The organism is Serratia sp. Z4 (genome assembly GCF_009900725.1).
In the GTDB taxonomy this organism is placed as follows: domain Bacteria; phylum Pseudomonadota; class Gammaproteobacteria; order Enterobacterales; family Enterobacteriaceae; genus Serratia; species Serratia nematodiphila.
The window spans coordinates 1298305-1320705 of record NZ_JAAABD010000001.1 but is presented as its reverse complement, the minus strand read 5'-3'; the positions used below and the strand labels follow the sequence as shown (position 1 = coordinate 1320705).

The 22401-nt window shown below is 61.1% G+C and carries 23 protein-coding genes; 17 read left to right on the top strand and 6 right to left on the bottom strand.

From position 1 onward, the window contains the following. Genes GT753_RS06570 through GT753_RS06550 form a run of 5 tightly spaced genes read left to right on the top strand, consistent with a single transcriptional unit; the run spans position 1 to position 4750 of the window. Positions 1–1041, top strand: coding sequence for an iron ABC transporter permease (locus GT753_RS06570; protein ID WP_160125406.1), 1041 nt, complete (start codon positions 1–3; stop codon positions 1039–1041). After that, the gene (locus GT753_RS06565) at positions 1038–1823 is read left to right on the top strand and encodes an ABC transporter ATP-binding protein (RefSeq protein ID WP_004931489.1); all 786 of its coding nucleotides are present in this window, start codon (positions 1038–1040) and stop codon (positions 1821–1823) included. The genes GT753_RS06570 and GT753_RS06565 overlap by 4 nt, the downstream gene beginning before the upstream one ends. Further along, entirely contained in the window at positions 1811–2608 is a 798-nt protein-coding gene (locus GT753_RS06560) for a nicotianamine synthase family protein (protein ID WP_004931490.1), read from the top strand. Before GT753_RS06565 ends, GT753_RS06560 begins: the two co-directional genes overlap by 13 nt. Beyond that, positions 2601–3908: an opine metallophore biosynthesis dehydrogenase gene (locus GT753_RS06555; RefSeq protein WP_160125405.1), complete on the top strand. Its 1308-nt coding sequence runs from the start codon at positions 2601–2603 to the stop codon at positions 3906–3908. Before GT753_RS06560 ends, GT753_RS06555 begins: the two co-directional genes overlap by 8 nt. Next, positions 3905–4750: a DMT family transporter gene (locus GT753_RS06550; protein ID WP_049277586.1), complete on the top strand. Its 846-nt coding sequence runs from the start codon at positions 3905–3907 to the stop codon at positions 4748–4750. Before GT753_RS06555 ends, GT753_RS06550 begins: the two co-directional genes overlap by 4 nt. Before the next feature lie 67 nt (positions 4751–4817). Here the strand turns inward: GT753_RS06550 and prc are convergent, their stop codons facing one another. The 3 genes from prc to GT753_RS06535 form a co-directional block, all read right to left on the bottom strand. Further along, a complete protein-coding gene (prc, locus tag GT753_RS06545; protein WP_015377670.1) occupies positions 4818–6866 on the bottom strand; it encodes a carboxy terminal-processing peptidase in 2049 nt (682 codons plus the stop codon). 19 nt (positions 6867–6885) lie between these two features. Beyond that, complete coding sequence (proQ, locus tag GT753_RS06540) at positions 6886–7596, bottom strand: RNA chaperone ProQ (RefSeq protein WP_004931497.1); 711 nt, start codon at positions 7594–7596, stop codon at positions 6886–6888. A 96-nt stretch (positions 7597–7692) separates the two neighbouring features. Continuing rightward, positions 7693–8190, bottom strand: coding sequence for a GAF domain-containing protein (locus GT753_RS06535; RefSeq protein ID WP_015377669.1), 498 nt, complete (start codon positions 8188–8190; stop codon positions 7693–7695). A 255-nt stretch (positions 8191–8445) separates the two neighbouring features. On the opposite strand from GT753_RS06535, the gene yebS reads away from it, so the two are divergent. The 10 genes from yebS to GT753_RS06485 all read left to right on the top strand — a co-directional run bounded on the left by yebS (position 8446) and on the right by GT753_RS06485 (position 20310). Continuing rightward, a complete protein-coding gene (yebS, locus tag GT753_RS06530) occupies positions 8446–9693 on the top strand; it encodes a membrane integrity lipid transport subunit YebS (RefSeq protein ID WP_031300492.1) in 1248 nt (415 codons plus the stop codon). After that, positions 9662–12292, top strand: coding sequence for a PqiB family protein (locus tag GT753_RS06525; RefSeq protein ID WP_015377667.1), 2631 nt, complete (start codon positions 9662–9664; stop codon positions 12290–12292). The genes yebS and GT753_RS06525 overlap by 32 nt, the downstream gene beginning before the upstream one ends. A gap of 102 nt (positions 12293–12394) precedes the next feature. Next, positions 12395–13831, top strand: a complete 1437-nt coding sequence (gene rsmF, locus GT753_RS06520) for a 16S rRNA (cytosine(1407)-C(5))-methyltransferase RsmF (RefSeq protein ID WP_160125404.1) — start codon at positions 12395–12397, stop codon at positions 13829–13831. 274 nt (positions 13832–14105) lie between these two features. Continuing rightward, complete coding sequence (locus tag GT753_RS06515) at positions 14106–14645, top strand: spore coat U domain-containing protein (protein WP_015377665.1); 540 nt, start codon at positions 14106–14108, stop codon at positions 14643–14645. Between the two features lie 2 nt (positions 14646–14647). Continuing rightward, positions 14648–15151, top strand: a complete 504-nt coding sequence (locus tag GT753_RS06510; protein WP_033633239.1) for a spore coat U domain-containing protein — start codon at positions 14648–14650, stop codon at positions 15149–15151. Beyond that, a complete protein-coding gene (locus GT753_RS06505; RefSeq protein WP_049240008.1) occupies positions 15151–15705 on the top strand; it encodes a spore coat U domain-containing protein in 555 nt (184 codons plus the stop codon). Before GT753_RS06510 ends, GT753_RS06505 begins: the two co-directional genes overlap by 1 nt. 24 nt (positions 15706–15729) lie before the next feature. Then, positions 15730–16494 carry a molecular chaperone gene (locus GT753_RS06500; protein ID WP_031300493.1) on the top strand — a complete coding sequence of 255 codons (765 nt, stop codon included), beginning with the start codon at positions 15730–15732 and terminating at the stop codon, positions 16492–16494. Between the two features lie 67 nt (positions 16495–16561). Next, entirely contained in the window at positions 16562–18982 is a 2421-nt protein-coding gene (locus tag GT753_RS06495; protein ID WP_174242117.1) for a fimbria/pilus outer membrane usher protein, read from the top strand. 20 nt (positions 18983–19002) lie between these two features. Next, positions 19003–19935 (top strand): spore coat protein U domain-containing protein, encoded by a 933-nt coding sequence (locus GT753_RS06490; RefSeq protein ID WP_021505510.1) that lies wholly within the window; start codon positions 19003–19005, stop codon positions 19933–19935. A 135-nt stretch (positions 19936–20070) separates the two neighbouring features. Then, the gene (locus GT753_RS06485) at positions 20071–20310 is read left to right on the top strand and encodes a DUF1480 family protein (protein ID WP_004931517.1); all 240 of its coding nucleotides are present in this window, start codon (positions 20071–20073) and stop codon (positions 20308–20310) included. 55 nt (positions 20311–20365) lie between these two features. Here the strand turns inward: GT753_RS06485 and GT753_RS06480 are convergent, their stop codons facing one another. Both GT753_RS06480 and GT753_RS06475 read right to left on the bottom strand, forming a co-directional pair. After that, on the bottom strand, positions 20366–20965 hold the full coding sequence (locus GT753_RS06480; protein ID WP_021505511.1) for a C39 family peptidase: 600 nt from the start codon (positions 20963–20965) through the stop codon (positions 20366–20368). A gap of 4 nt (positions 20966–20969) precedes the next feature. Next, on the bottom strand, positions 20970–21362 hold the full coding sequence (locus tag GT753_RS06475; RefSeq protein WP_118892105.1) for an ASCH domain-containing protein: 393 nt from the start codon (positions 21360–21362) through the stop codon (positions 20970–20972). Between the two features lie 339 nt (positions 21363–21701). Here GT753_RS06475 and yniD point away from each other — a divergent pair, with 339 nt between their 5' ends. Continuing rightward, positions 21702–21794, top strand: coding sequence for a small membrane protein YniD (gene yniD / locus GT753_RS25810; protein ID WP_021505513.1), 93 nt, complete (start codon positions 21702–21704; stop codon positions 21792–21794). 36 nt (positions 21795–21830) lie between these two features. Here yniD and GT753_RS25690 read toward each other — a convergent pair whose 3' ends face one another. Then, the gene (locus GT753_RS25690; RefSeq protein WP_004931524.1) at positions 21831–21983 is read right to left on the bottom strand and encodes a hypothetical protein; all 153 of its coding nucleotides are present in this window, start codon (positions 21981–21983) and stop codon (positions 21831–21833) included. A 157-nt stretch (positions 21984–22140) separates the two neighbouring features. Here GT753_RS25690 and GT753_RS06470 point away from each other — a divergent pair, with 157 nt between their 5' ends. Further along, the gene (locus GT753_RS06470) at positions 22141–22350 is read left to right on the top strand and encodes a hypothetical protein (protein WP_160125403.1); all 210 of its coding nucleotides are present in this window, start codon (positions 22141–22143) and stop codon (positions 22348–22350) included. Positions 22351–22401 lie beyond the last annotated feature (51 nt).

The window sequence follows — 22401 nt, the reverse complement described above, 5'->3', positions numbered from 1 at the left end:
GTGGCCCACACAGGACGTGCGTTTTTGCGACGGCGCAGGCTGCGCCGCGGGCTATTGACGCTGGCGCTGCTCGGCGCGCTGCTGGCGGCGACCGCCATCGACCTCACCGTCGGCGCCGCGCAACTTGGCCTCACGGATATCGTGCGGATGCTTTGGCCCGGTTCTGCGCCCGGCAACGAGCTGCATCAGGTGGTTTTCTGGTCGATTCGCTTGCCAATGACGCTCACCGCCCTGGTGGTCGGTGCCAGCCTGGCGCTGGCGGGCCTGCTGATGCAGACCGTGCTGGCCAATCCCCTCGCCAGCCCCTATACGCTGGGGATCTCTGCCGCGGCGGGGTTCGGCGCGGCGCTGGCGATCCTCACCGGCTTCAGCCTGGGCGGCGCGTTGGCGCTGGGCACGCCGCTGCTGGCTTCGCTGATGGCGTTGCTCGCCTGCGTGCCTATCTATCTGCTGGGACAACGCCGCGGCATGACGCCGCAAATATTGGTGTTGAGCGGCATCGTGGTGCTGTTTTTCTTTCAGTCGCTGCAATCGCTGCTGCTGTTTCTGGCCTCGCCGGAAGCCATGCAGCAAATTGTCTTTTGGCTGTTTGGCAGCCTGCTCAAAGCCAATATGCACGGCGTGGCGATCACCGGCGTCGTGTTGCTGTGCGCGCTGTTCGTCAGTCTGCGGCTCGCCTGGCGGCTGACGGCGCTGTCCGCCGGCGAAGAGCAGGCCCTGGGGTTGGGCATCAATGTCAGCGCCTTGCGCAAGCTGGCCTTTCTGCTGGCGACCATGCTGACGGCCGCCTCGGTCTCGTTTGTCGGCACCATCGGGTTCGTCGGGCTGATCGCCCCGCATTTCGCCCGCTTTCTGGTGGGTGAGGATCAGCGCTACCTGATCTGCATTTCCGCCCTCTGCGGCAGCCTGCTGCTGCTGTGCGCCTCGATCGTCGCCAAGCTGGTGATGCCGAACGGCGTGGTGCCCATCGGCATCGTTATCGCCCTGATCGGCGTGCCGGTGCTGTTTTACTTCGTCACTCGACAGGTTAAACGCCCATGACTCAACTGACCCTCACCCGCGTCGGCGTTTCGCTGCATCGCCGCTCGCTATTGGCAGACGTTTCATTGAGCTGGCCGGAGGCGCAGCTCGGCGGCATCATCGGCCCCAACGGCGCCGGCAAATCGACGCTGCTCAAAGCGATTAATCGCATGGTGCCATGCAGCGGCGAGATCGCTTACCGCGAACGCCCTCTCGATCCGAAAACCAGCCGTATCGCCTATGTGCCGCAGCTTAATCGCTGCGATTCGGCATTGACCGCTTTTGACATGGTGCTGCTGGGCAAGGTACGCCAGTTGAGCTGGCGCGTCAGCGCCGCCCAGGCCGATGCGGTCGAGCAGGCGCTTACGGAATGCGGCATTTCCGCGCTCGCCGATCGCCCCTTCAACCGTCTCAGCGGCGGGCAGCGGCAGTTGGTGATGCTGGCTCAGGCCTTCGTCTCTCAGCCGCAGATCATTTTGCTCGACGAACCCACCAGCGCGCTGGATATCCACCACCAGCTGCGCGTGCTCAATCAGATCGCCGACTATGGCCGGCGTCACCGCTGCATCACGCTGCTGGTGATCCACGATCTGGGGCTGGCGCTGCGCTATTGCCACTCACTCACGCTGCTCGCGCACGGACGCGTCGTTTGCCACGGCGATACCCATCAGATGATGGGACATCCGATGGTGTCTCGCGTATTTGGCGTCGGCATCGAAAACGGCGTCAGCCCGCAGGGCTACCCCTATCTGCTGCCGACACAGCTGTTACACGCACACGGAGAATCCCCATGTACACTCTGACCAAGGCGGACATGCTGGCGCAACTCGCCGGCTTGCAACAGGAAATTCACCAGCTACACCGCTCCGCCCGGCAAGATCGGCGCCATTTTTCCCTGCTGGAACGCCGCTTCAGCCGCCTGCAGGCCTTTAACGACGAACCACAGCTGCAGGCCTACCGTCGAAAACTGGAAAACGACCGTTTGATAACGGCGCAGATCGCCCAACTGCGGGCGACAGCCAACGCCGCGTTGTGCGACTACGAGAAACATCGCGTCTCGGCGCTGTGCCGGGAACCGGCGCAAACCAACGCCTACCTGAACAGTTTCGACCGCGCGCTGCAGCTGGAGATCGCGGCCGCCGACATTAAACCCGGCGAACGGGTGCTGCTGGTGGGCAGCGGCGCATTGCCCACCACGGCGCTGGCGCTGGTCGCCAGGCTCTCCGCCACCGTCATTTGCTACGATTGCGATCCGGCTGCCCAGCGTTTTGCCCGCCGGCTCACGCGCCACCTGGGGCTGGTGCAGCAGATGCCCTGCATCGACAAGCTGAACGGCCTGACGCGCAACGATATCGATCACATCATCATCGCCTCCCTGGTGGCGGACAAGCAGGGTTTGCTGAAGGCGCTGCGGCCTTTGCTGCCCCAGTGCGGCAAATTGCTGGTGCGCTATGGCAACGGCCTCAAGTCGATCTTCAACTGCCCTTACCACCACCAGGCCGCCGGCTCGCCCTGGCGCGTCAGCGGTAAACCGCTCGCCACCCCGCTGTACGATCTGTTGATTTTGGAGCCCCACCGCCATGAATAATGCCTTTCCCGCCCTGATCCTCGGCGCCGGCCCGGCGGCGATCCAACTGGCTGCGGACATCAAGGCCGCGGCCAATGCGCGCATCGGCCTGTACAACCGCCCCAGCGAAAAAGGGCGCCGCCTGAAGCAACATCTGGCGCACACGCCCAGCCTGTGGCTGACGGGCGCCGGCAAGGCGCAGCGCACCCAAGACGATGCGCAGGTGACGATTGATCGCTATTACGATGATCTGGCGCTCGTCGGCGGCGACTGGCACCGACTGATCCTTGCCGTCCCCGCCGATCAATACCATGACGTGCTGCGACAGGTGCCATGGGCGGCGTTGCCCCAACTGCGCTCACTGATCCTGCTCTCTCCCTCCATCGGCTCCGGCCTGATGGCGCAAAGCCTGCTGCAGGACGCCGGACAATCCCACGTCGAGGTCATCAGCCTGTCGAGCTACTACGCCGATACCAAGTACCAGAACACCGATCAGCCTTACCGCGCCTACACCAAGGCGTTCAAGCAGCGGATTTATCTGGCCGGTGCAGGCGCAAGGTCAGACTGCGCCGAACTCGACTGGCTTTGCTCGCTGCTGGCGCGTCACGGCATTGACGCCCAACGCTGCGACAGCCTGCTCGCCGCCGAGCGCTTCAGCATCACCAATTATGTTCATCCTCCGTTGGCGCTGGCCGATACCACGCTGCAGGCGATATTCCAGCCGCAGGGGCCGATCCAGTACCTGTATAAAACCCACCCCGAGGGCCCCATCTGTCCCGAGGCGATCGCCGACATGCTGGCGCTCTCGCAGGATTACCAGCAGTTGCTCAACCGGCTCGGCATCGAGGCCATTAACCTGCTGCGCTTTTTGAATGACGACAACTACCCGGTTCCGCCCCGCATGGTGAGCCGCAGCTGGATTGACCAATTCCCGCAGCTCACGCCGACGGAGCAATGCTATGCGCTGTTTACGCGTTATACCGCGCTGCTGGTCGATCCCTATTCCGAGCCGGACGCGCAGGGCCGCTACTATGATTTTTCCGCCGTCAGGGTCGCCCGCGTCTTCCAGGATGCCCAGGGGCGCTGGCGCCTGCCGCGCGTGCCGCAAGAGGACGTACGCAAACTGCGCGTCCTGGTCTTACTGGCGCAGCGGCTTGACGTCGAGATGCCCGCCGCCCAGCGTCTGTTGGCCCGCTTTCAGCAGGCGCTGCAGCACTTCGTCACCCGGATCGGCGCCGAGCATTGCCATCCTTCGTTGCTGGACGATACCTGCGACGAGCAGGCGGACATCATTTACCGACAATGGCGGAGGCAAGCATGAATCAGGGTGCGCTACTGGCCATTTTTGCCTCGTTGATTTTCAGCGTCATGAACGCGCTGGTTAAAACCATCTCCGATGCTATTCCCACCGGTGAAATCGTATTCTTTCGCAGCAGCATCGGCTGTGTGCTGGTTCTGCTGCTGATGTACCGCCACCGCATCGCCTTCAGCCGCGTAGACCGGCCGCTGCTGGTGTTGCGCGGCACCATGGGCGGGCTGTATCTCATTTGTTATTTTTACAGCATTGCCCATCTGACGCTGGCCGACGCCAGCATGCTGGCCTATCTGTCGCCGTTTTTCTCCATTTTGCTCTCCTTGCTGGTGCTGCGTGAACGGGTCAACGCCAATACCGCATTTTGGCTGGCGATGGTCATCATCGGCGCCGTGCTGCTGGTGCGGCCGTGGCACTTCTCGGCCTATACCCTGGCCTCGCTGGTCGGCGTGATGAGCGCGGTGTTCGCCTCGATCGCCTATCTGTCGGTCAACAAACTCAGCAAGCGCCACCACAACTACGAGATCGTGTTCTACTTCCTGTTCATCGCAACGCTGATCTCGCTGCCGCTGATGTGGAACGCGTTCGTTTGGCCCAACGCCTATCAGTTCGCCATTCTGCTCGCCATCGCCCTGGTGTCGCTGTTGGGGCAGGTCGTCTTAACCCAGGCCTTCTCTTCCGATAACCTGATCGTGGTCTCGGTGGTGCGCTATATCGGCATCGTGTTCAACATCGCCTGGGGTTGGCTGTTCTGGCATGAGATCCCGCTGCTGCTGTCGCTGTTCGGCTGTCTGCTGGTGGTGGTTTCCTGCATTCAGCTCGGGCTGCGTCACCGCAAGAAACCGGCTTAAGCCGGGCTTGCCGCAACCATAAAAAAACGCACCCGAGGGTGCGTTTTTCACAGGCAAAGCCGTGGCCTTACTTAGCCGGCGTTGGCTGCTGAGCAGGCTGATCCTTTTCCAGATGAGCCAGGTCCAGCGCGATATGCACGGTTTCATCCAGGTACGGATCCGGCTCCTGGTAATCCTTCGGCAGATCGTCGAGCGATTTCAGCGGCTTCTTACCCGCGCGCTCCAGACGCTCGTTGATGCGTTTCAGACGGGTCGCATCGTCATCGTGGTTCTCTTTCTCGCGCACCGCCAGATTGAGGGACACGATATTGCGTTTATCCTTCAGCGCCTTGTAATGCGCGATATCCTGCGCGATGTACTGGAACTCCGGATTCTGCGCGATGCGCTGCTGGTGATCTTTCAGCAGTTCCGGCTCGAACGGCGCCATATCGCCGGTCTTGCTGTAGGTCGCCGCATTGATGCTGTCCCACGGCATGGCGTTGTCTTCAAACGCTTCGCCGGTTTCCGCCGGATCGACGCCGGTCGGCATCAGAATATCCGGCGTCACGCCCTTGCGCTGGGTGCTGCCGCCGTTGACGCGGTAGAACTTCTGAATGGTGTACTGCACCGAACCGAGCGCCGGCCACTCAGGGCGCAGCATCTGGTCGTAGATGCGGTTCAGTGAACGGTACTGCTGCACGGTGCCTTTACCGAAGGTCGGTTCGCCGACGATCAGCGCGCGGCCGTAATCCTGCATCGCCGCCGCGAAGATCTCGGAGGCGGAGGCGCTGAAGCGATCGACCAGCACCACCAGCGGGCCTTTGTAGTAGGTCACGCCGTCGGTGTCGGCGTCTTCGCGCACTTTGCCGTTGTTGTCACGCACCTGCACCACCGGGCCGCTCGGAATGAACAGGCCGGACAGCGACACCGCTTCAGTCAGCGCGCCGCCGCCGTTGGTGCGCAGATCGATGATCACGCTCTTGACGTTCTGCTTGGCCATCTTCTGCAGCTGCACTTTCACGTCATCGGTCAAGCCGACGTAGAAGCCAGGGATGTCGAACACCGCCACCTTCTCTTTGCCGACGGTCTTGATGGTCATTTTCACCGCGCGGTCTTCCAGGCGGATGCGCTCGCGGGTCAAGGTGACCACGCGGGTTTTGGTGCCCTTGCCGGCCGGCAGGATCTCCAGGCGCACCTTGCTGCCCTTCGGCCCTTTGATCAGCGACACCACGTCGTCCAGACGCCAGCCGATCACGTCCACCATCGGTTTGCCGGCCTGGCCGACGCCGACGATGCGATCGCCTACGGTGATCGCCTTGCTCTTCGCCGCCGGGCCGCCCGGCACCATCGAGTTGATCAGGGTGTAGTCATCATCCATCTGCAGCACCGCGCCGATCCCTTCCAGCGACAGGCTCATCTCGGTGTTGAACTGCTCGGTATTGCGCGGAGACAGATAGTTGGTGTGCGGATCGATTTCATGCGCAAAGGCATTCATCGCCAGCTGGAAGACGTCTTCGCTGTTGCTTTGCGTCAGGCGCTTGATGGCGAACTGATAGCGTTTGGTCAGCGTGTCGTGGATTTCTTTGTCGGTCTTGCCGGTCAACTTGAGGTTCAGCTCGTCATAGGTGACTTTCGCATCCCACAGGCTATCCAGCTCGGCCTTGTCTTTCGGCCACGGCGCTTTGCTGCGGTCGAGATCGATAGTGCCGTTGCCGGTGAAGTTCATCGGCTTGTCCAGCAACGACAACGCATAGGTATAACGCTCGAAACGGCGTTTCTGCGCCAGATTGAACAGCGCGTAGAAGGTGTCCAGCTTGCCGGTTTTCAGCTCTTCGCCAACCTGATTGCGTTTGCCGGCGAACTGCGCCACGTCGGCAGCCAGCAATACGTTATGGTTGTAGTCCAGCATGTTCAGGTAGCGATCGAAGATCTTGCCTGAAAACTCCGCGTCAAGGGCGAACTGGCGGTAATGAGAGCGAGTGAAGCGCGAGGTAACGCGCTCACTCACCGTAGCGTGCTGGGGTTCCTGTTGCAGTTGGGGCAGTTGGCCGATGCGGATGTTGGCTGTTTCCGCGCCGTAACTGACACCCGCCCACAGCAGCCCTGCAATCGCTGTTAATCTGACGAATTTGTTCATGCCTGGGTTGGCCTCCGTATCAGAACTGCAAGTGTTCTGCGCGCACAATCATCGCCAGACCGGAAGAGAGCTGCACACGTACGCCATCTTTAGCGATTTCGAGTACGGTAGCATCCATCGCGCTCTTGCCTGCTCTGACTTTGATTTCCTGGCCAATTTGCAGTTTAGAGATATCCGTGACTGGCGCATAACGCGGCTGGCTTTCCTCTTTGGCTGCACGAGGTTGGCGAGCGGGCTGTGGGCGAGTTTGTGGGCGCGGCTTGCGGTTTTCCGGCGCGGCTCCGCCTTCGCGACGCGCAGCGGGCTTTTTACCGGCTGGACGCGGACGGCGAGGAGCGGCATCGGCGGATTCACCGGCGGCTTCACGTTTTTTGGCGTTTTGTTCGGCACGCTGTGCCTGAACGCGCGCTTTGGCTTCTTCAAGCTGCTGGCGGGCATGATCGACATGCTGCTGTTCCAGTTCACCGCACGGATTGCCGTCCAGATCGACGCGCTGCGCGCCGACTTTAACGCCGTACAGGTAACGCCAGCTTGAGGTGTACAGGCGCAGGGCAGAACGCAATTGCGTTTTGCTGAGATTCTCTTCCCCCTGCACGCGCTCTACCAAATCCTGAAAAATACCGATTTTCAGCGGACGAGCTTCGCCTTCGGCGCTAAAGCAGAGCGGAAAACGCTCGGCAAGAAAAGCAATGACTTCTTTACTAGAGTTCAACTTAGGTTGATTTTCCATGAAATTTCCTGATTACAACGGTATTGCCAACAAGCCACAGGCATGAACAGGCGTCATTATAATGACGCCATCGGTAATTGCCACGTTAACCGTCGATCAACTTGCCGCCACAGTCACATATTTCGCACTGTCACACTGTTCCAGTTGCTCACAAAGCCCCGCCACCACTGCTTTCAGGCCCGCTTCGTCCTGTTCGTCGAAGCGTTGATAAACCGTGCTATCGATATCCAAAACGCCGATCGCTCGGCCGCCAACCGCCAGCGGCAGCACGATTTCCGCGTTGCTGGCCGCATCGCAGGCGATATGGCCCGGAAACGCATGCACGTCGCCGACGCGCTGCACGCGATTTTCCGCCACCGCCGTGCCGCACACGCCCTTGCCCACCGGAATGCGCACGCAGGCGATCTTGCCCTGGAACGGTCCCAGCACCAGTTGGTCGCCATCCATCAGATAGAAACCGACCCAGTTCACGTCATCCAGACGCTCGTTGAGCAACGCGCTGGCGTTGGACAGCGCCGCGATAAAGTTGGTTTCCCCGCCGAGCAACGCGCTCAGGTCACGTTTTAATTCCGCGTAGAATTGTTCTTTTGTCATGTGTTAACCATTGAAACAGTGAAGATGGCCAGAAGCCCAAAGCTTAGGCCCTATAAAATAAGCATTAAATGCGTATAGCCACAAGGTTAATCATCTGTTGCTTCACAAAACCCCGTCGCTCGGGGTATGTTTGCCGCTCAGAATCCCGGTTTACCTCGTTTTACCGTCCGGCGCCCGATCGCCGGTGACGCGGCCGGTTTATTTTTCAGCTACGCTGACAGTTCCGGCGGGCTCAAGGGCAGCTACTTGTCAAAAATGAAAATACACGCGATCACCGCCCCCCTTTCCAAAGCGCGCCACCAACGCTGCTGCGAGTGCGACCTGCTGTTCATGCTGCCGCCGCTCAGCGGCAATCAGGCCGCTTATTGCCCGCGCTGTAACGCCAAGGTGGTGCACGGCCGCGACTGGTCGATGACGCGTCTGACCGCCATGGCGATCACCATGCTGCTGCTGATGCCGTTCGCCTTCACCGAACCGCTGATCAGCATCCGCCTGCTCGGCACGCGCATCGACGCCAGTTTGCTGGAGGGCATCTGGCAGATGAGCCGCCAGGGCGATCCGCTCACCGCCAGCATGGTGGCGTTTTGCACCATCGGCGCCCCGCTGACGCTGGCGCTGTCGCTGCTGTACCTGCGCTTCGGCCACGCGCTCGGCATGAACCTGCGCCCGGTGCTGCTGATGCTGGAGCGGCTCAAAGAGTGGGTGATGCTGGACATTTATCTGATCGGCATGGCGGTGGCGGCGATCAAGGTGCAGGATTACGCCGACATCCAGGCGGGCAGCGCGCTGATCGCCTACCTGTCGCTCACGGTGCTCAGCATCCTGACGCTGATCCACGCTAACCTGGAGCAGCTGTGGGAGCGTTACTATCCGCAGGAACAGCCGGAAGGCCCGCCGGCGGCGCTGCATATTTGCCTGTCCTGCCACTATACCGGCTACCCTGACGCGCGCGGCCGCTGCCCGCGCTGCCATGTGCCAATGTGCCACCGCCAGCCCTACAGCCTGCAGAAAACCTGGGCGGCGCTGATCGCGGCGATGATCCTGCTGATACCGGCCAATCTGCTGCCGATTTCCATCATTTACGCCAACGGCGTGCGGATGGAAGACACCATCTTCTCCGGCGTGGTCTCACTGGCCACCTCCGGCAACGTGCCGATCGCCGCCATCGTGTTCATCGCCAGCGTGCTGGTGCCTTTTACCAAGGTGATTGTGCTGATCACGCTGTTGCTGAGCATCCACTTCAAAACTTCGCACAGCCTGAAGACGCGCATTCGTCTGCTACGTCTGGTCACCTGGATCGGCCGCTGGTCGATGCTCGATCTGTTCGTTATCGCCTTGATGATGTCGCTGGTAAACCGCGACCAGCTGTTATCTTTTACTATGGGACCGGCCGCGTTTTACTTTGGCTCGGCGGTCATTTTGACTATTCTTGCCGTTGAGTGGCTCGATAGCCGATTGATTTGGGATGCACATGCAACAGGAAACGCCGACTACACCGACTGAAGCGCGGGTCAAGAACAAACGCCGCATTTCACCGTTCTGGTTACTGCCGTTCATCGCCCTGCTGATCGCCGGGTGGCTGGTCTATAACAATGTCCAGGAACGCGGCACCACCGTCACCATCGATTTCCAATCGGCGGCGGGCATCGTCGCCGGCCGCACGCCGGTGCGCTACCAGGGCGTTGAGGTCGGCACGGTGCAAAAAATCAGTCTGAGCAAAGATCTGCGCAGCATCGTGGTGGAGGCCAGTATCAAAAGCGATCTGGAAGACTCGCTGCGCGAAGGTACCCAGTTCTGGCTGGTGACGCCCAAGGCCTCGCTGGCCGGGGTATCCGGGCTCGATGCGCTGGTCGGCGGCAACTATATCGGCATGATGCCCGGCAGCGGCAAGGAGCAAACCCACTTCACCGCGCTCGATACCCAGCCGAAGTACCGCCTGAATACCGGCGAGCTGATGATTCACCTGCACGCCGACGATCTCGGCTCGCTCAACAGCGGCTCGCTGGTCTATTACCGTAAAATCCCGGTCGGCAAGGTGTATGACTACACCATCAGCGAAGGCAACAAGGGCGTGACCATCGACGTGCTGATCGACCGCCGCTTCGCCAACCTGGTGAAGAGCAACAGCCGCTTCTGGAACGTTTCCGGCTTCAAGGGCGATTTCAGCCTGTCCGGTGCCACGGTGCAGATGGAGAGCCTGGCGGCGCTGGTCAACGGTGCCATTGCCTTCGATTCTCCGGCCGATGGCCAGCAGGCCAAGGGCGATCAGAGCTATACCCTGTATCCTGATCTGGCCCACAGCCAGCGCGGCGTCAATATCCTGCTGGATCTGCCGAGCGGCAACAGCCTGAGCGAAAACCGCACGCCGCTGATGTACCAGGGGCTGCAGGTCGGCACCCTGACCAAGCTGACGTTGCAACAGGACAGCAAAGTGGTCGGTGAACTGACCATCGATCCTTCGGTGGTCGATCTGATGCGCAGCGGCACCCGCATCGTGATGCGCAGCCCGCGCATCAGCCTCAACGACGCCAAGCTTAGCCAGTTGCTGACCGGCACCACGCTGGAGCTGGTACCGGGCGAAGGCGAGCCGCAGCAACGCTTCAACGTGCTGGACAGCAGCGAAACGCTGTTGCAACAGCCTGGCGTGCTGACCGTTACGCTGAATGCGCCGCAAAGCTACGGCATCGACGTCGGGCAGCCGCTGGTGGTGCACGGCGTGAAAGTCGGCCAAATCCTGAGCCGCACGCTGACCGCCGGCGGCGTGGTATTCACCGCCGCCATCGACGCGCAGTACCGCGGCCTGCTGCACAAAGACAGTAAATTCGTGGTCAACAGCCGCCTCGACGTCAAGCTGGGCATCGACGGCATGGAAGTGCTTGGCGCCAGCGCCCAGGAGTGGGTAGACGGCGGCGTGCGCATTATTCCCGGCAGCAAGGGGGAACCTGGCGGCCAATACCCGCTGTACGCCAACAGCGAAAAAGCCGAGGAAGGCATCGTCGGCAACGCCCCCGCTACCACCCTGACCCTCAGCGCCACCAGCCTGCCGGACGTGCAGGCCGGCTCGGTAGTGCTGTATCGCAAATTCCAGGTGGGCGAGATCGTCAATGTTCGGCCGAAGGCCAACGAGTTTGAGGTGGACGTCTACATCAGCCCGGAATACCGCAAGCTGCTGACGCGCGAAAGCATCTTCTGGGCCGAAGGCGGCGCCAAGGTGCAGCTCAACGGCAGCGGCCTGACGGTGCAGGCTTCGCCGCTCAACCGCGCGCTGAAAGGTGCCATCAGCTTCGATAATCTACAGGGCGTGACGCTGAACAAGGGCGCCAACCGCGTGCTGTACGCCAGCGAAACCGCCGCCCGCGCGGTGGGCAGCCAAATCACGCTGAAAACCTACGACGCCAGCAAGCTGTCGGCGGGTATGCCGCTGCGCTACCTCGGCATCGACGTCGGCCAGGTGGAGTCGCTGCAGCTTGCCCCGGAGCGCAACGAAGTGTTGGCCAAGGCGGTGCTGTATCCGGAATACGTGCAGACCTTCGCGCGTCTCGGCAGCCGCTTCTCGATCGTCTCGCCGGAGATCTCCGCCGCCGGCGTCAGCAACCTCGATACCCTGCTCCAGCCTTATATCAACGTGGAGCCGGGCCGCGGCCGCGAGCTGCGCACCTTCGAGCTGCAGCAGGCCAGCATCACCGACTCGCGCTATCTGGACGGCCTGAGCGTGGTGCTCGACGCCGCCGAAACCGGCTCGCTGCAGATCGGCACGCCGGTGCTGTTCCGCGGCGTGGAGGTCGGCACCATCACCGGTTTCTACCTTGGCGCCATGTCCGACCGGGTGCACGTCGCGCTGCGCATCAGCAAGAAGTATCAGCATCTGGTGCGCAACAACAGCGTGTTCTGGCTGGCGTCGGGTTACAACCTGCAGTTCGGCCTGACCGGCGGCGTGATCAAGAGCGGCACCTTCCAGCAGTTCATCCGCGGCGGTATCGCCTTCGCCACCCCGCCGACTATTCCGCTGGCGCCGAAAGCGACGCCGAACAAGCACTTCCTGCTGAATCCGGAAGAGCCGAAGGACTGGAAAACCTGGGGCACCGCCATTCCGCGCGATTAACTTTCGCGTTTCCCTCAGGGCCCGGCAATGCCGGGCCCTGTTTTTTCCCGCTTTGTGATAAACTCTCGCCCTTGTCTTTATTGCACCCTGAGAGTTCGCCCCGTGGCCAAATCCACCGCCGTTTTTCTGCCCCCCGCTTTCCTCGACGCCACCCGCGCCATCATGCCCGCCGAGCTGGCGATGGAAGATTTTATCGCCGCCTGTCAGCGCCCGCTGCGCCGCAGCCTGCGCGTCAACACGCTGAAAATCAGCGTCGCCGACTTCCTGGTGCTGGTGCAGGATTACGACTGGCGACTGGAGCCCATTCCCTGGTGCGCGGAAGGGTTCTGGATCGAACGCGACGATGAAGAGCTGCGATTAGGCAGCGCCGCCGAACACCTGAGCGGTCTGTTCTACATTCAGGAGGCCAGTTCGATGTTGCCGGTCAGCGCGCTGTTCGCCGGCGACGCGGCGCCGAATCGCGTGCTGGACGTGGCGGCGGCGCCGGGATCCAAAACCACCCAGATCGCCGCGTTGATGGGCAACCAGGGCGGCATCGTCGCCAACGAATACTCCGCCAGCCGGGTGAAAGTGCTGCACGCCAATATCAACCGCTGCGGCGTGAAGAACACCGCGCTGACCCACTTCGACGGCCGGGTGTTCGGCGCCGCGCTGCCGGAGAGCTTCGACGCCATTCTGCTCGATGCCCCCTGCTCCGGCGAAGGCGTGGTACGCAAGGATCCGGACGCCATGAGCAACTGGTCGCCGGAAAGCGTGACCGAAATCGCCGCCACCCAACGCGAGCTGATCGACAGCGCGTTCCATGCGCTGGCGCCAGGCGGCGTGATGGTTTACTCCACCTGTACCCTCAATGCGCAGGAAAATCAGCAGGTGGTGCGTTGGCTGCTGGACACCTACGGCGACGCGGTCAGCATCGAGCCGCTGGGTGAGCTGTTTCCCGGCGCTGACAAGGCATTGACCGCCGAAGGTTTTCTGCACGTCTTCCCGCAGATTTACGACAGCGAAGGGTTTTTCGTCGCCCGTCTGCGCAAACAGCACGCCGTGGCACCGTTGCCGAAACCGACCTATAAAGTCGGTAAGTTTCCGTTCAGCCCACTGTCCGGCAAAGAGGCGACGCTGGTCGCCCAAGCCGCCGCCGCATCCGGCTTAACCTGGGGCGATGACAGCCGGCTGTGGGAGCGCGATAAGGAAATCTGGCTGTTCCCGGCCGAGCTGGAGCCGCTGTTCGGCAAGGTGCGCTTCTCGCGCATCGGTCTCAAGCTGGCGGAGCGTTTCCCGAAAGGTTTCCGTTGGCAGCACGAAGCGGCGATCGCCCTCGCGGGCGCCGGCGGCAAACAGCACTTCGAGCTGGACGCCGCGCTGGCCCAGGAGTGGTATCACGGCCGCGATCTCTACCCTGAGCAGCCACCGGCGGGCGACGAGTGCATCGTCACCTATCAGGGGCAACCTCTGGGCATCGCCAAACGCATTGGCAGCCGTATCAAGAATAACCTGCCGCGCGAGCTGGTGCGGGATGGCGCCCTGGATTTCCACCTGTAAACAATACCGCGCCGGGGAATGAAACTCCCCGGCGATAAAATAACGCTAATAATATTCCCATCGCCGTTCGTTATTATTCTAATCATTTCACTTTATCGGTATACCTCGTCTGAAAGCCCCGCCAGCCGGGGAATGAGAATAAAAAGTTTCTCGTTTTCATCAAGACAATTCCCGATTCTTATTCTATTAATTAAAGTGCAGCTAAATGAATACGTTCAACCCACCTCTGGGTGGCGTCTTTGCGGGCTTTCTCTCATACGGCAAGGAATATAAGATGAAAAAAACTCTGATGGCATTGACCTCGGTAGCAACCCTGCTGTGCGCCAACGGCGCGGCTAACGCAGCAGGCACCATTCAAGGCACGTTAGGCGTGACGCTGACCATCGGCGCCGGTTGCGTCGTGGGAGGCGGCAACAGCAGTGGTTCCGTCAACGACTTCGGCTCCATCAGCTTCGGCACTTACTCTTCACTGGCCAACATCATCGACGCCAGCGCCACCGGCGCAGGGGGGGCCGGTACGCTGTCATTGACCTGCACCACCGGCACAGACTACACGGTGGCGCTGGACAACGGGCTCCACGTCACTTCAGGCACCCAACGCCGCATGGCCAGCACGGCAGGCGCATTCATCAGTTATAACCTGTACCAGGATGCCGCACGCACCACCGCCTGGGGCAGCGGCGCCAACGCGCGGACCGGCACCGGCACCGGCGCCGCTGTTCCGCTGATCGTCTATGGCCGCGTACCGGCGGCCGGATCTACCCCGGCGGCGGACACCTATAACGACACCGTCACGATGACGGTCACCTGGTAACGGTGCGGCGCGCGCTTTGCTGCTGCGGATTATGGGCGTGCAGCCTGTTGGCGCAGGCCGACAGTAAAACCGCGACCCTCGGCGTCAGCGCGACCTTGCTCAGCGCCTGTGAGGCCGGCAGCAGCTCAGGTGGCAACGTCAGCTTCGGCACGCTGAATTTCGGCACGCTGTATTTTCTCAGCACCGCAACCAGCGTCGCCGGGCAGCAAAACGCCGGCGCCATTCGGGTGAAATGCACCAACGGCACCAGCTACAGCGTTCTGCTTGGCGGCGGGCAAAGCGGCAATACCGCTGCCCGCTACCTGCAAAGCGCGGCAGGCCAACGGGTGAATTACAACCTGTACACCAACGCCGCCCACAGCACCATTTGGGATAATCTGACGGGCGTGTCACAAACCGCCAACGGTACGGACAACTGGCTGCCGGTCTATGGCATGATCCCGGCGCAGTCCACACCCCCGACAGGCAGCTACACCGATACGGTACAGGTCACGATCAATTGGTAATGACGATGCGCGCTTCCATTTGCGGTTTGCTGTTCTGCCTGCCGCTTTTCCCGGCCCAAAGCGATACCGGCGTCAACGATTTGACCAAAAGCCAGCCGTTCACCGTCAATGCAACCGTGGTAAAAGGCTGCGTATTGGGCAGCGGCGTCAGTGACGTGACCACCTTCGGCACCCTGAACTTCGGCCAGTTGTCCTCGCTGAGCAACGCAGTCAGCATCGTCTCCAGCAGCGGTGCCGGTTCGGTGCTGTTTCGCTGCAACCCGGGGCTGAGCGTTACGCTGGCCCTCGGCGTCGGCAATCACGTGACCGGATCCATCGCCGGCGGCAGAAAATTACAAAATGCCGTCACGTCGGAAACGCTGCTGTATCAACTTTATCAAGACAGCAACTACGCCACCCTTTGGGGAGATGGCGCCAACGGCGGCGCGGCGCAGACCGTCGCCGCCACCGGCAGCACGCAAGAAATCAAAGTTTACGCCCGTCTGTTTTCGACCAGTACCCTGCCCACCAGTGGCGTTTACAGCGATACGGTCTTGTTGACGGTCACTTATTAAGTTTTTTGCAATAAGGATTGAGTTATGCGCATACCCTTCCGACTGCCGTTAACGGCAGCCTTGCTCCTGGCAAGCCAACAGCACGCCCTGGCCGCGGCTTCCATTCTCATTTGGCCGATCGATCCGGTGATTGAAGATCAACAGCAGGCCACCGCGCTGTGGCTGGAAAATCGCGACAGCAAACCGGTCTATATGCAAATTCGCGTGCTGGGTTGGCAGCAAACCGCCGGCAAAGACGATTACAGCAACCAAAGCGACGTGATCGCCAGCCCGCCGGTGGCGTCGATCGCGCCAGGCAAACGCCAACTGATACGCCTGATCAAACAGTCGGCCCCGGCGGCGGGACAGGAGCGCGCCTACCGCATTTTGGTCGATGAAGTGCCGGTGAAAGAACCCGCGTCGAGCGCCGCTCCCGGCGGCGCGGAGATGGGGCTGAAATTCCAGATGCGCTACTCGGTGCCGCTGTTCGTCAGCGGCAAAGGCATTTGGACCAAACAAGACAGCGAAAAACCGCGCGATTACGCGACCGCCAGCCAACCCCAGCTCAGCTATCGTCTACAGCAGCAAAGCAGCGAACGCTGGCTGGAGGTGCGAAACCAAGGCGCAGTGCATGCTCGTATCTCGAAAGTGACGCTGCAAGGCCGCAGCCTGAATCCCGGCCTGATGGGATACGTGCTGCCCGGTTCACAGATGCGCTTCGCCTTGCCGCCCGCAGGCGCTTTCAGCAGCGGCAAGCTGATGGCCACGGTCAATGACAACAAACAGCCCGTAGCCATTCCGTCTTATTGAGGCCCAGGTGCAGCCGACAGGGAGGCTATCGACGCGGCGCTTCAGCCTTAAGCCGCTGACGTTTGCCATGCTGAGCATGGCGGCCGGCGGCTGGCTGCCGTTTGCGCTCGGCGACGATCTGCCGCCGCCGCCCAGCGCCGTCAGCATGCCGGACACCACGCTGTATCTGGAGCCGGTCGTCAACGGGCGCCAAACCGGCAACGTCGTGCCGGTCAACTACCGCGGCGGCCATTACTACATGACACCCCAACAACTGCTCGACGCCGGGCTGCCGGTAGCGGATAAACAGGCGAAAGAAATCGCCGTCGATCGGCTGGAGAAGGTGGATGTCAGCTACAGCGGCGAGAGCCAGCAGTTGCTGATCAACGTGCCCAACGACTGGTTGCCACAGCAAACCATCGGCGCCCGTTCACCGTTGCAGCGCTTGCCGGCGCAAAGCAGCCTCGGTTTGCTGTTCAACTACGACATCTACGCCAGCCAAAGCAACGGCAATGGCCGGCCGGGCTACCTGTCGGCGTGGAGCGAACAGCGCCTGTTCGACGGGTTCGGCGTCGTCGCCAACACCGGCATCTACCGCAGCGGGTTTAACGGCGGGCCAAACGACGATGGCGGCCGCTATATTCGGTACGACAGCTACTGGCGTTTCAACGATGATCAACGGATGCTGAGTGTGATCGCCGGTGACCTTACCACCGGCTCGCTCCCCTGGAGCAGCGCCGTGCGCATCGGCGGCTTGCAATTGGCGCGCAATTTCGCGGTGCGCCCGGATCTTATCACCTACCCGTTGCCGCAGTTTTCCGGCCAGGCGGCATTGCCCAGCAGCGTCGATTTATACATCAACAGCTATAAAAACAGCACCACCAACATCAATCCCGGGCCGTTTACCCTCAACAGCGTGCCCTACATTAACGGCGCGGGTCAGGCCACCGTCGTCACCACCGACGCCCTCGGCCGCCAGGTCAGCACCACGGTACCGTTCTACGTGGCCAGCAACCTGCTGCAGACCGGCATGAGCGATTTCAGCATTTCCACCGGCTTGCTGCGACGCAACTACGGGTTGAATTCTGCCGATTACGGGCAATGGGTAGGCAGCGCCAGTTTACGTTACGGCGTCACTGATTGGTTAACCCTGGAAGGACGCGCCGAAGGCGCAGCCGAGTTGTCGGTCGGCGGCGGCGGCGCCGACATTCGCGTCGGACAATGGGGGGTTCTCAACGCGTCCTACAGCGTTAGCCAGGCCGGCGACGACGCGTTTAACGGCGGCCGGCCGATACCATCCCCCACCTATTATGACCCGCTGACCGGCAGGCCGTTGCAGCAGCCAGATCCTCAGCCCGTCTATCGCTACACCGGCAACCACGGCGATCAAAGCAGCTTTGGCTACACCTACAGCAACCCACGTTTCAGCCTCAACGCGCAACGCATCCTGCGCAGCGCCGATTTTGGCGACATTTCCGTGTATAAAAGCGACTACCGTCTGAGCCGTCGCACCGATCAGTTGACCGGCAGCGTCAGCCTGGGCCGGCTAGGCAGCCTCGGCGCCGGTTATTTTGACGTTCGCGACGCCATCGCTCAACGGACCCGCCTGGTGAACCTGTCCTACAGTGTGTCGCTTTGGCGCAACAGCAGCCTGTACGCCTCCCTCAACCGGGAAATCGGCAGCAGCGGTTACAGCGCCCAACTGCAGCTCTCCATTCCGTTTGACAGCTGGGGCACGGCCAGCCTCAGCGCCGCGCGCGACAACAATAACCGCTGGAGCGAACGCGTCAGCTACAGCCGCGCCGCGCCGACCGATGGCGGTTTCGGCTGGAATCTGGCCTACGCCAATAACCCGAGCGGCGGCGATTACCGCCAGGCGGATCTGACCTGGCGAACCCGCAGACTCGAAGCCCGAGCGGGCGTATACGGTACCCGCGATGAAACCAACCACTGGGGCGAAATCAGCGGTTCGCTGGTGGCGATGAACGGCGGCGTATACGCCACCAACACCATCAACGATGCCTTTGCGCTGGTGTCCACGCAAGGATACGCCGACATTCCGGTGAGCTATGAGAACCAGCCGATCGGCAAGACCGATGCCCAGGGCTATTTACTGGTGCCGACCGTCACCTCTTACTACCATGCGAAATTCCAGATTGATCCGCTTAGCCTGCCCGCCGACGTCGCGCTGCCGACGGTGGAAAAAACCGTCGCCATTCGCGATCACAGCGGTTTTCTGGTTGAGTTCCCCATCCAACCCATCTCCGCCGCCGACGTCGAACTGGTTGACGCGCAAGGCAAACCGCTGGCCAACGGCAGCCAGGTGGCGGTGGTTGGCGGCAATCAGCAAAGCTATGTCGGTTGGGACGGCATGACCTATATCGACCCGGTTCAACAACACAATCGCCTGAGCGTGATCCCGGCCGACGGCAGCCCGCCGTGTCAGGCGGAATTCAGTCTGGCGAAGCCTCAGGGCATCCAGCGCGTCGGCCCGGTTGTCTGCCGCTAATTCAACGACGGAGAGTCACTATGTTTCGGGGATTGAAAGCCTTATTGCTAACCCTCTCGCTGCTGCTCTGTCAGCGCGCATTCGCCGACTGCGCCACCACCAACGGCACCGTCACCTTACCGGGAAGCAGCTCTTTCGTGGTCTACAACGGGCAGATTAACGCCCAGGGCACTGCCGGCCTCAACTGCACCGGGCTCGGGCTCAGTTTGCTGTCGCAAAACACTGTCACGGTCAAGATCGCCTCCACCACCAACAATATGGCGGTTGCCAACACCGACGGTTCAGGCGATAAAATCGCTTACCTGATCTACCCCGACGCCAACTACCAATATCCTTACAGCATCGGCCAAACCATCGACTACAGCTCGCTCAACCTGCTGTCGCTGATCCTGATTTCCTCCAACGTCAACTTTCCGCTGTATATCAAAACCACCGCCGGCGCCAACGTGCGCGCAGGAACCTATACCGACAGCATCAACCTGATCTGGAATTACCATATTTGCGGTCTGGGCGTGCTCGGCCTGTGCGTTTGGTGGGACGGCGTCGATAAACCCAGCACGGTCAGCGTCAGCGTCACCATCACCAAAGATTGCCTGATCGGCACCGCGCCCAACGTCAATTTCGGCAGCATGGCGTTGGTCGGGCAGTTCAATCCTGTCAATCAGAGCATCACCCTGACCTGCACCAAAACCGAGGGATACAACACCTATTTCACCAACGGCAATAACCCGGTCACCGGTTGGCGGCGCATGAAAAGCGGCACCAGCAATTTCATGCAGTACCAGATTTACTTGCCTAATACGACGACCGTTTGGGATAGCACCAACAAACAGAGCGGCGCCGGCACCGGGCTGGCGCAAAGCATCCCGTATAAGGCGGCGGTCAATGCGGCGCAGACGGAAGTGGCGGTTGGCAGCTATCAAGACACGCTCAGTTTTGTGGTGGAGTACTAGGCGTTGTGTTTTGCCGGCGTGGAAATTGTTTCCAAAATGTAATTTTTATGTGGCATTTTTTGCTCATTTGGCTATGCTCTTACCGATGACCAAACTGGTCTAACCTCCTACCACACCATTGAGCAAGGAGTTCCCATGAGCAAAACCGTCGTAAAAATTGGCAGCTTCGAGGTCGATGACGCGCATCTTCACGCCGGCGCCGACCGTGCCGGCACCCTGAGCATTCCCTGCAAGTCCGATCCGGATCTGTGCATGCAGCTGGACGGCTGGGATGAACATACCAGCATCCCGGCGATCCTCGACGGCAAACAGTCGCTGCTGTACAAGCAACACTACGATCGGCAGGCGGACGCCTGGGTGATGCGGCTGGCATGATAGTGCATCAGAAGGGCTGACGACGCGCTGTTTTCATCGGAAACAGCGCGTTTTTTTATGCGATGGCGATGCCGCGGCCGGCAAAGAAAGGGGCGAAGCGGCTGAGCGGCAGACATACCCGCTCGCGCGTCGCTGGGCTGTCGCCCGAAGGGTTGTGGAAGGTCACGCTTTGCGCATCGGCGGCGGTGATCAGCACCAGATGCCCGCCCCTGTGCGGCGGCGTGCTCTCCGGCCGGCGAATGGCGGGATGCACCGAAGCGATAAAGTAGCGGCATTCGCTAAGCAGCGCCGGCACGTCGGCAGCGTCCAGCCCCACCTTCACCTCCGCTTGCAGCGCGAACTGCTCGCGCACGTACTCGACGAACGGCGCGTAAATCAGGCCCTTTATCCGTTCACCCTCGCGCACATAGGCGCCGTAGGGCAGGCTGCGGCGCGCCAGTTCCAACAGCGGCGGCGTTTCGCCGTCGCGATGGCCCAGCACCATTTTCAGGCAGGCCATGCCGCACACGTGGTTGGCCCACTCGATGTACTCTGCCCGATCGCGGGCACCGCTGCGCGCCCAATTTTCGTCTTGCGCCAGCGTCGCGCGGCCGGCTATCAGATCGGCGGCCAACTCCGGGCTCGCCCACTGGCACTCGTAGGGAACGGCGCGCATAAGATTAGAATTTGTCGACGACTTTGAAATTCATCAACACCAGCGTCATGTCCGGCGAGAACAGATCGTACGCTTCGAAGAAGCGCTGCAGCTCTTTGCGCCAATGCGCCAGCGAGCGATCGCCCTCGCCTTCGGCAAAGGCGTGCGCTTCATCGACCTGATCGTAAGTTTTCATTTCCACCGCGGTCAGCTCGACCGCGCAGACCGGCCCCCCCTTGCCGTCCACCACCAGGAACAGATCGCCGGCCTGCGGGATCCCCTCGCCGTCCAGGTTGGAACAGGTGGCCGTTTTGGTGCCATTGAGGATCAATTGCACCACTTCATCGGCCTGCTGCTCGGTATCGCCGAATGCCCAACGCTCAAGGTGTTCGTATTTCTGTGGAATTGCCGTCGCCATGATTATACCTTTTGGAAAAATGCCTCAATGCAGACAGGATAGTACAACGTATTGCCGGCCGTCTGCATCCGTCGCAGGCGCGACTGCGCGTTCCGCCACCGCCACCTTTACGCGTTTTTACCGTTCTTCGCTGTGCCTGTCGCGCTGCGGGGCGCATACTGTGAACATTATTCACCCAATGGCGTCCGCCAGGCGGTAACATGCGGCAAAATGACATCGATGCTGACGATACGTTCAGCGACTTACTCAACGGCGTCGCGTTAGTGACGCTTTTCCTCATCCTCCTCGCCGGCGGGTGGTATTTCAGCTAAAAGGGAGGGCAGCGTGGCAACAAAACGCATGGGCAACAAGCTCGGTAAAATGGTGGTGGTGCTGCTGCTGATCTGCCTGGCGCTGCTGCTGTTGCGTTGGGCGGCGATCGCCTTCGGTTGATCCCGCGAAATGACGCCGGCAACGCCGGCGCTCTGTTCACCGCCGCCGTGGCGCGGTCGGCTCCAGCAACTCCCGCAAATAGGCCAAACGCGCCTCCCCCTGAAGCAACCAGCGGCGACACAGCCAATGCTGCGTTTCACCCGTGCGGCTCAGGCGGTAGTACTCCGCCAAGGTTTCGACCCAGTTCATGATGTTTTCTCCAGCTTTTCGACACCGCAAGTATTGAGCGTAAAAACCAGAAGAAATACTGATGGTTTGTTTTTTATGCTTCCTGTTTTAGGCGGCGGCTAGCGAAGCCGCAGCTCAGCTGCTACATTGGGCAAAAATCAACCAGCCGAGGTAGACCATGACGTTCTCGGAACAGGAGATTAAACCCGTATGGGATGAGGTCGCACGCCTGATCGGCGACGGCGTGATGCAGCTGCGTCATCGCGGCGAAGCGCTGTCGGTGGAAACGCTGGAAAAACATCTGGCGCGGCAGCTGACGGACAGCAACGATATCGAACGGCGCATCCTGCTCGGCGCCGCCATCAACATGCTGAAAGGCGGAAAATGAATCGCCAACCGAAGAAGGTTGGCGATCCGACAGAAGCCCGAGGTATGCAAG

Coding starts and splice junctions, on each gene's coding strand:
- GT753_RS25690 (WP_004931524.1), bottom strand. CDS start 21,983: ATGAACTGGGTCGAAACCTTGGCGGAGTACTACCGCCTGAGCCGCACG.
- GT753_RS06495 (WP_174242117.1), top strand. CDS start 16,562: ATGCTGAGCATGGCGGCCGGCGGCTGGCTGCCGTTTGCGCTCGGCGAC.
- GT753_RS06515 (WP_015377665.1), top strand. CDS start 14,106: ATGAAAAAAACTCTGATGGCATTGACCTCGGTAGCAACCCTGCTGTGC.
- GT753_RS06490 (WP_021505510.1), top strand. CDS start 19,003: ATGTTTCGGGGATTGAAAGCCTTATTGCTAACCCTCTCGCTGCTGCTC.
- GT753_RS06485 (WP_004931517.1), top strand. CDS start 20,071: ATGAGCAAAACCGTCGTAAAAATTGGCAGCTTCGAGGTCGATGACGCG.
- GT753_RS06555 (WP_160125405.1), top strand. CDS start 2,601: ATGAATAATGCCTTTCCCGCCCTGATCCTCGGCGCCGGCCCGGCGGCG.
- GT753_RS06505 (WP_049240008.1), top strand. CDS start 15,151: ATGACGATGCGCGCTTCCATTTGCGGTTTGCTGTTCTGCCTGCCGCTT.
- GT753_RS06475 (WP_118892105.1), bottom strand. CDS start 21,362: ATGGCGACGGCAATTCCACAGAAATACGAACACCTTGAGCGTTGGGCA.
- GT753_RS06550 (WP_049277586.1), top strand. CDS start 3,905: ATGAATCAGGGTGCGCTACTGGCCATTTTTGCCTCGTTGATTTTCAGC.
- proQ (WP_004931497.1), bottom strand. CDS start 7,596: ATGGAAAATCAACCTAAGTTGAACTCTAGTAAAGAAGTCATTGCTTTT.
- GT753_RS06525 (WP_015377667.1), top strand. CDS start 9,662: ATGCAACAGGAAACGCCGACTACACCGACTGAAGCGCGGGTCAAGAAC.
- GT753_RS06565 (WP_004931489.1), top strand. CDS start 1,038: ATGACTCAACTGACCCTCACCCGCGTCGGCGTTTCGCTGCATCGCCGC.
- yniD (WP_021505513.1), top strand. CDS start 21,702: ATGGGCAACAAGCTCGGTAAAATGGTGGTGGTGCTGCTGCTGATCTGC.
- GT753_RS06560 (WP_004931490.1), top strand. CDS start 1,811: ATGTACACTCTGACCAAGGCGGACATGCTGGCGCAACTCGCCGGCTTG.
- GT753_RS06500 (WP_031300493.1), top strand. CDS start 15,730: ATGCGCATACCCTTCCGACTGCCGTTAACGGCAGCCTTGCTCCTGGCA.
- GT753_RS06535 (WP_015377669.1), bottom strand. CDS start 8,190: ATGACAAAAGAACAATTCTACGCGGAATTAAAACGTGACCTGAGCGCG.
- GT753_RS06480 (WP_021505511.1), bottom strand. CDS start 20,965: ATGCGCGCCGTTCCCTACGAGTGCCAGTGGGCGAGCCCGGAGTTGGCC.
- prc (WP_015377670.1), bottom strand. CDS start 6,866: ATGAACAAATTCGTCAGATTAACAGCGATTGCAGGGCTGCTGTGGGCG.
- yebS (WP_031300492.1), top strand. CDS start 8,446: ATGAAAATACACGCGATCACCGCCCCCCTTTCCAAAGCGCGCCACCAA.
- GT753_RS06470 (WP_160125403.1), top strand. CDS start 22,141: ATGACGTTCTCGGAACAGGAGATTAAACCCGTATGGGATGAGGTCGCA.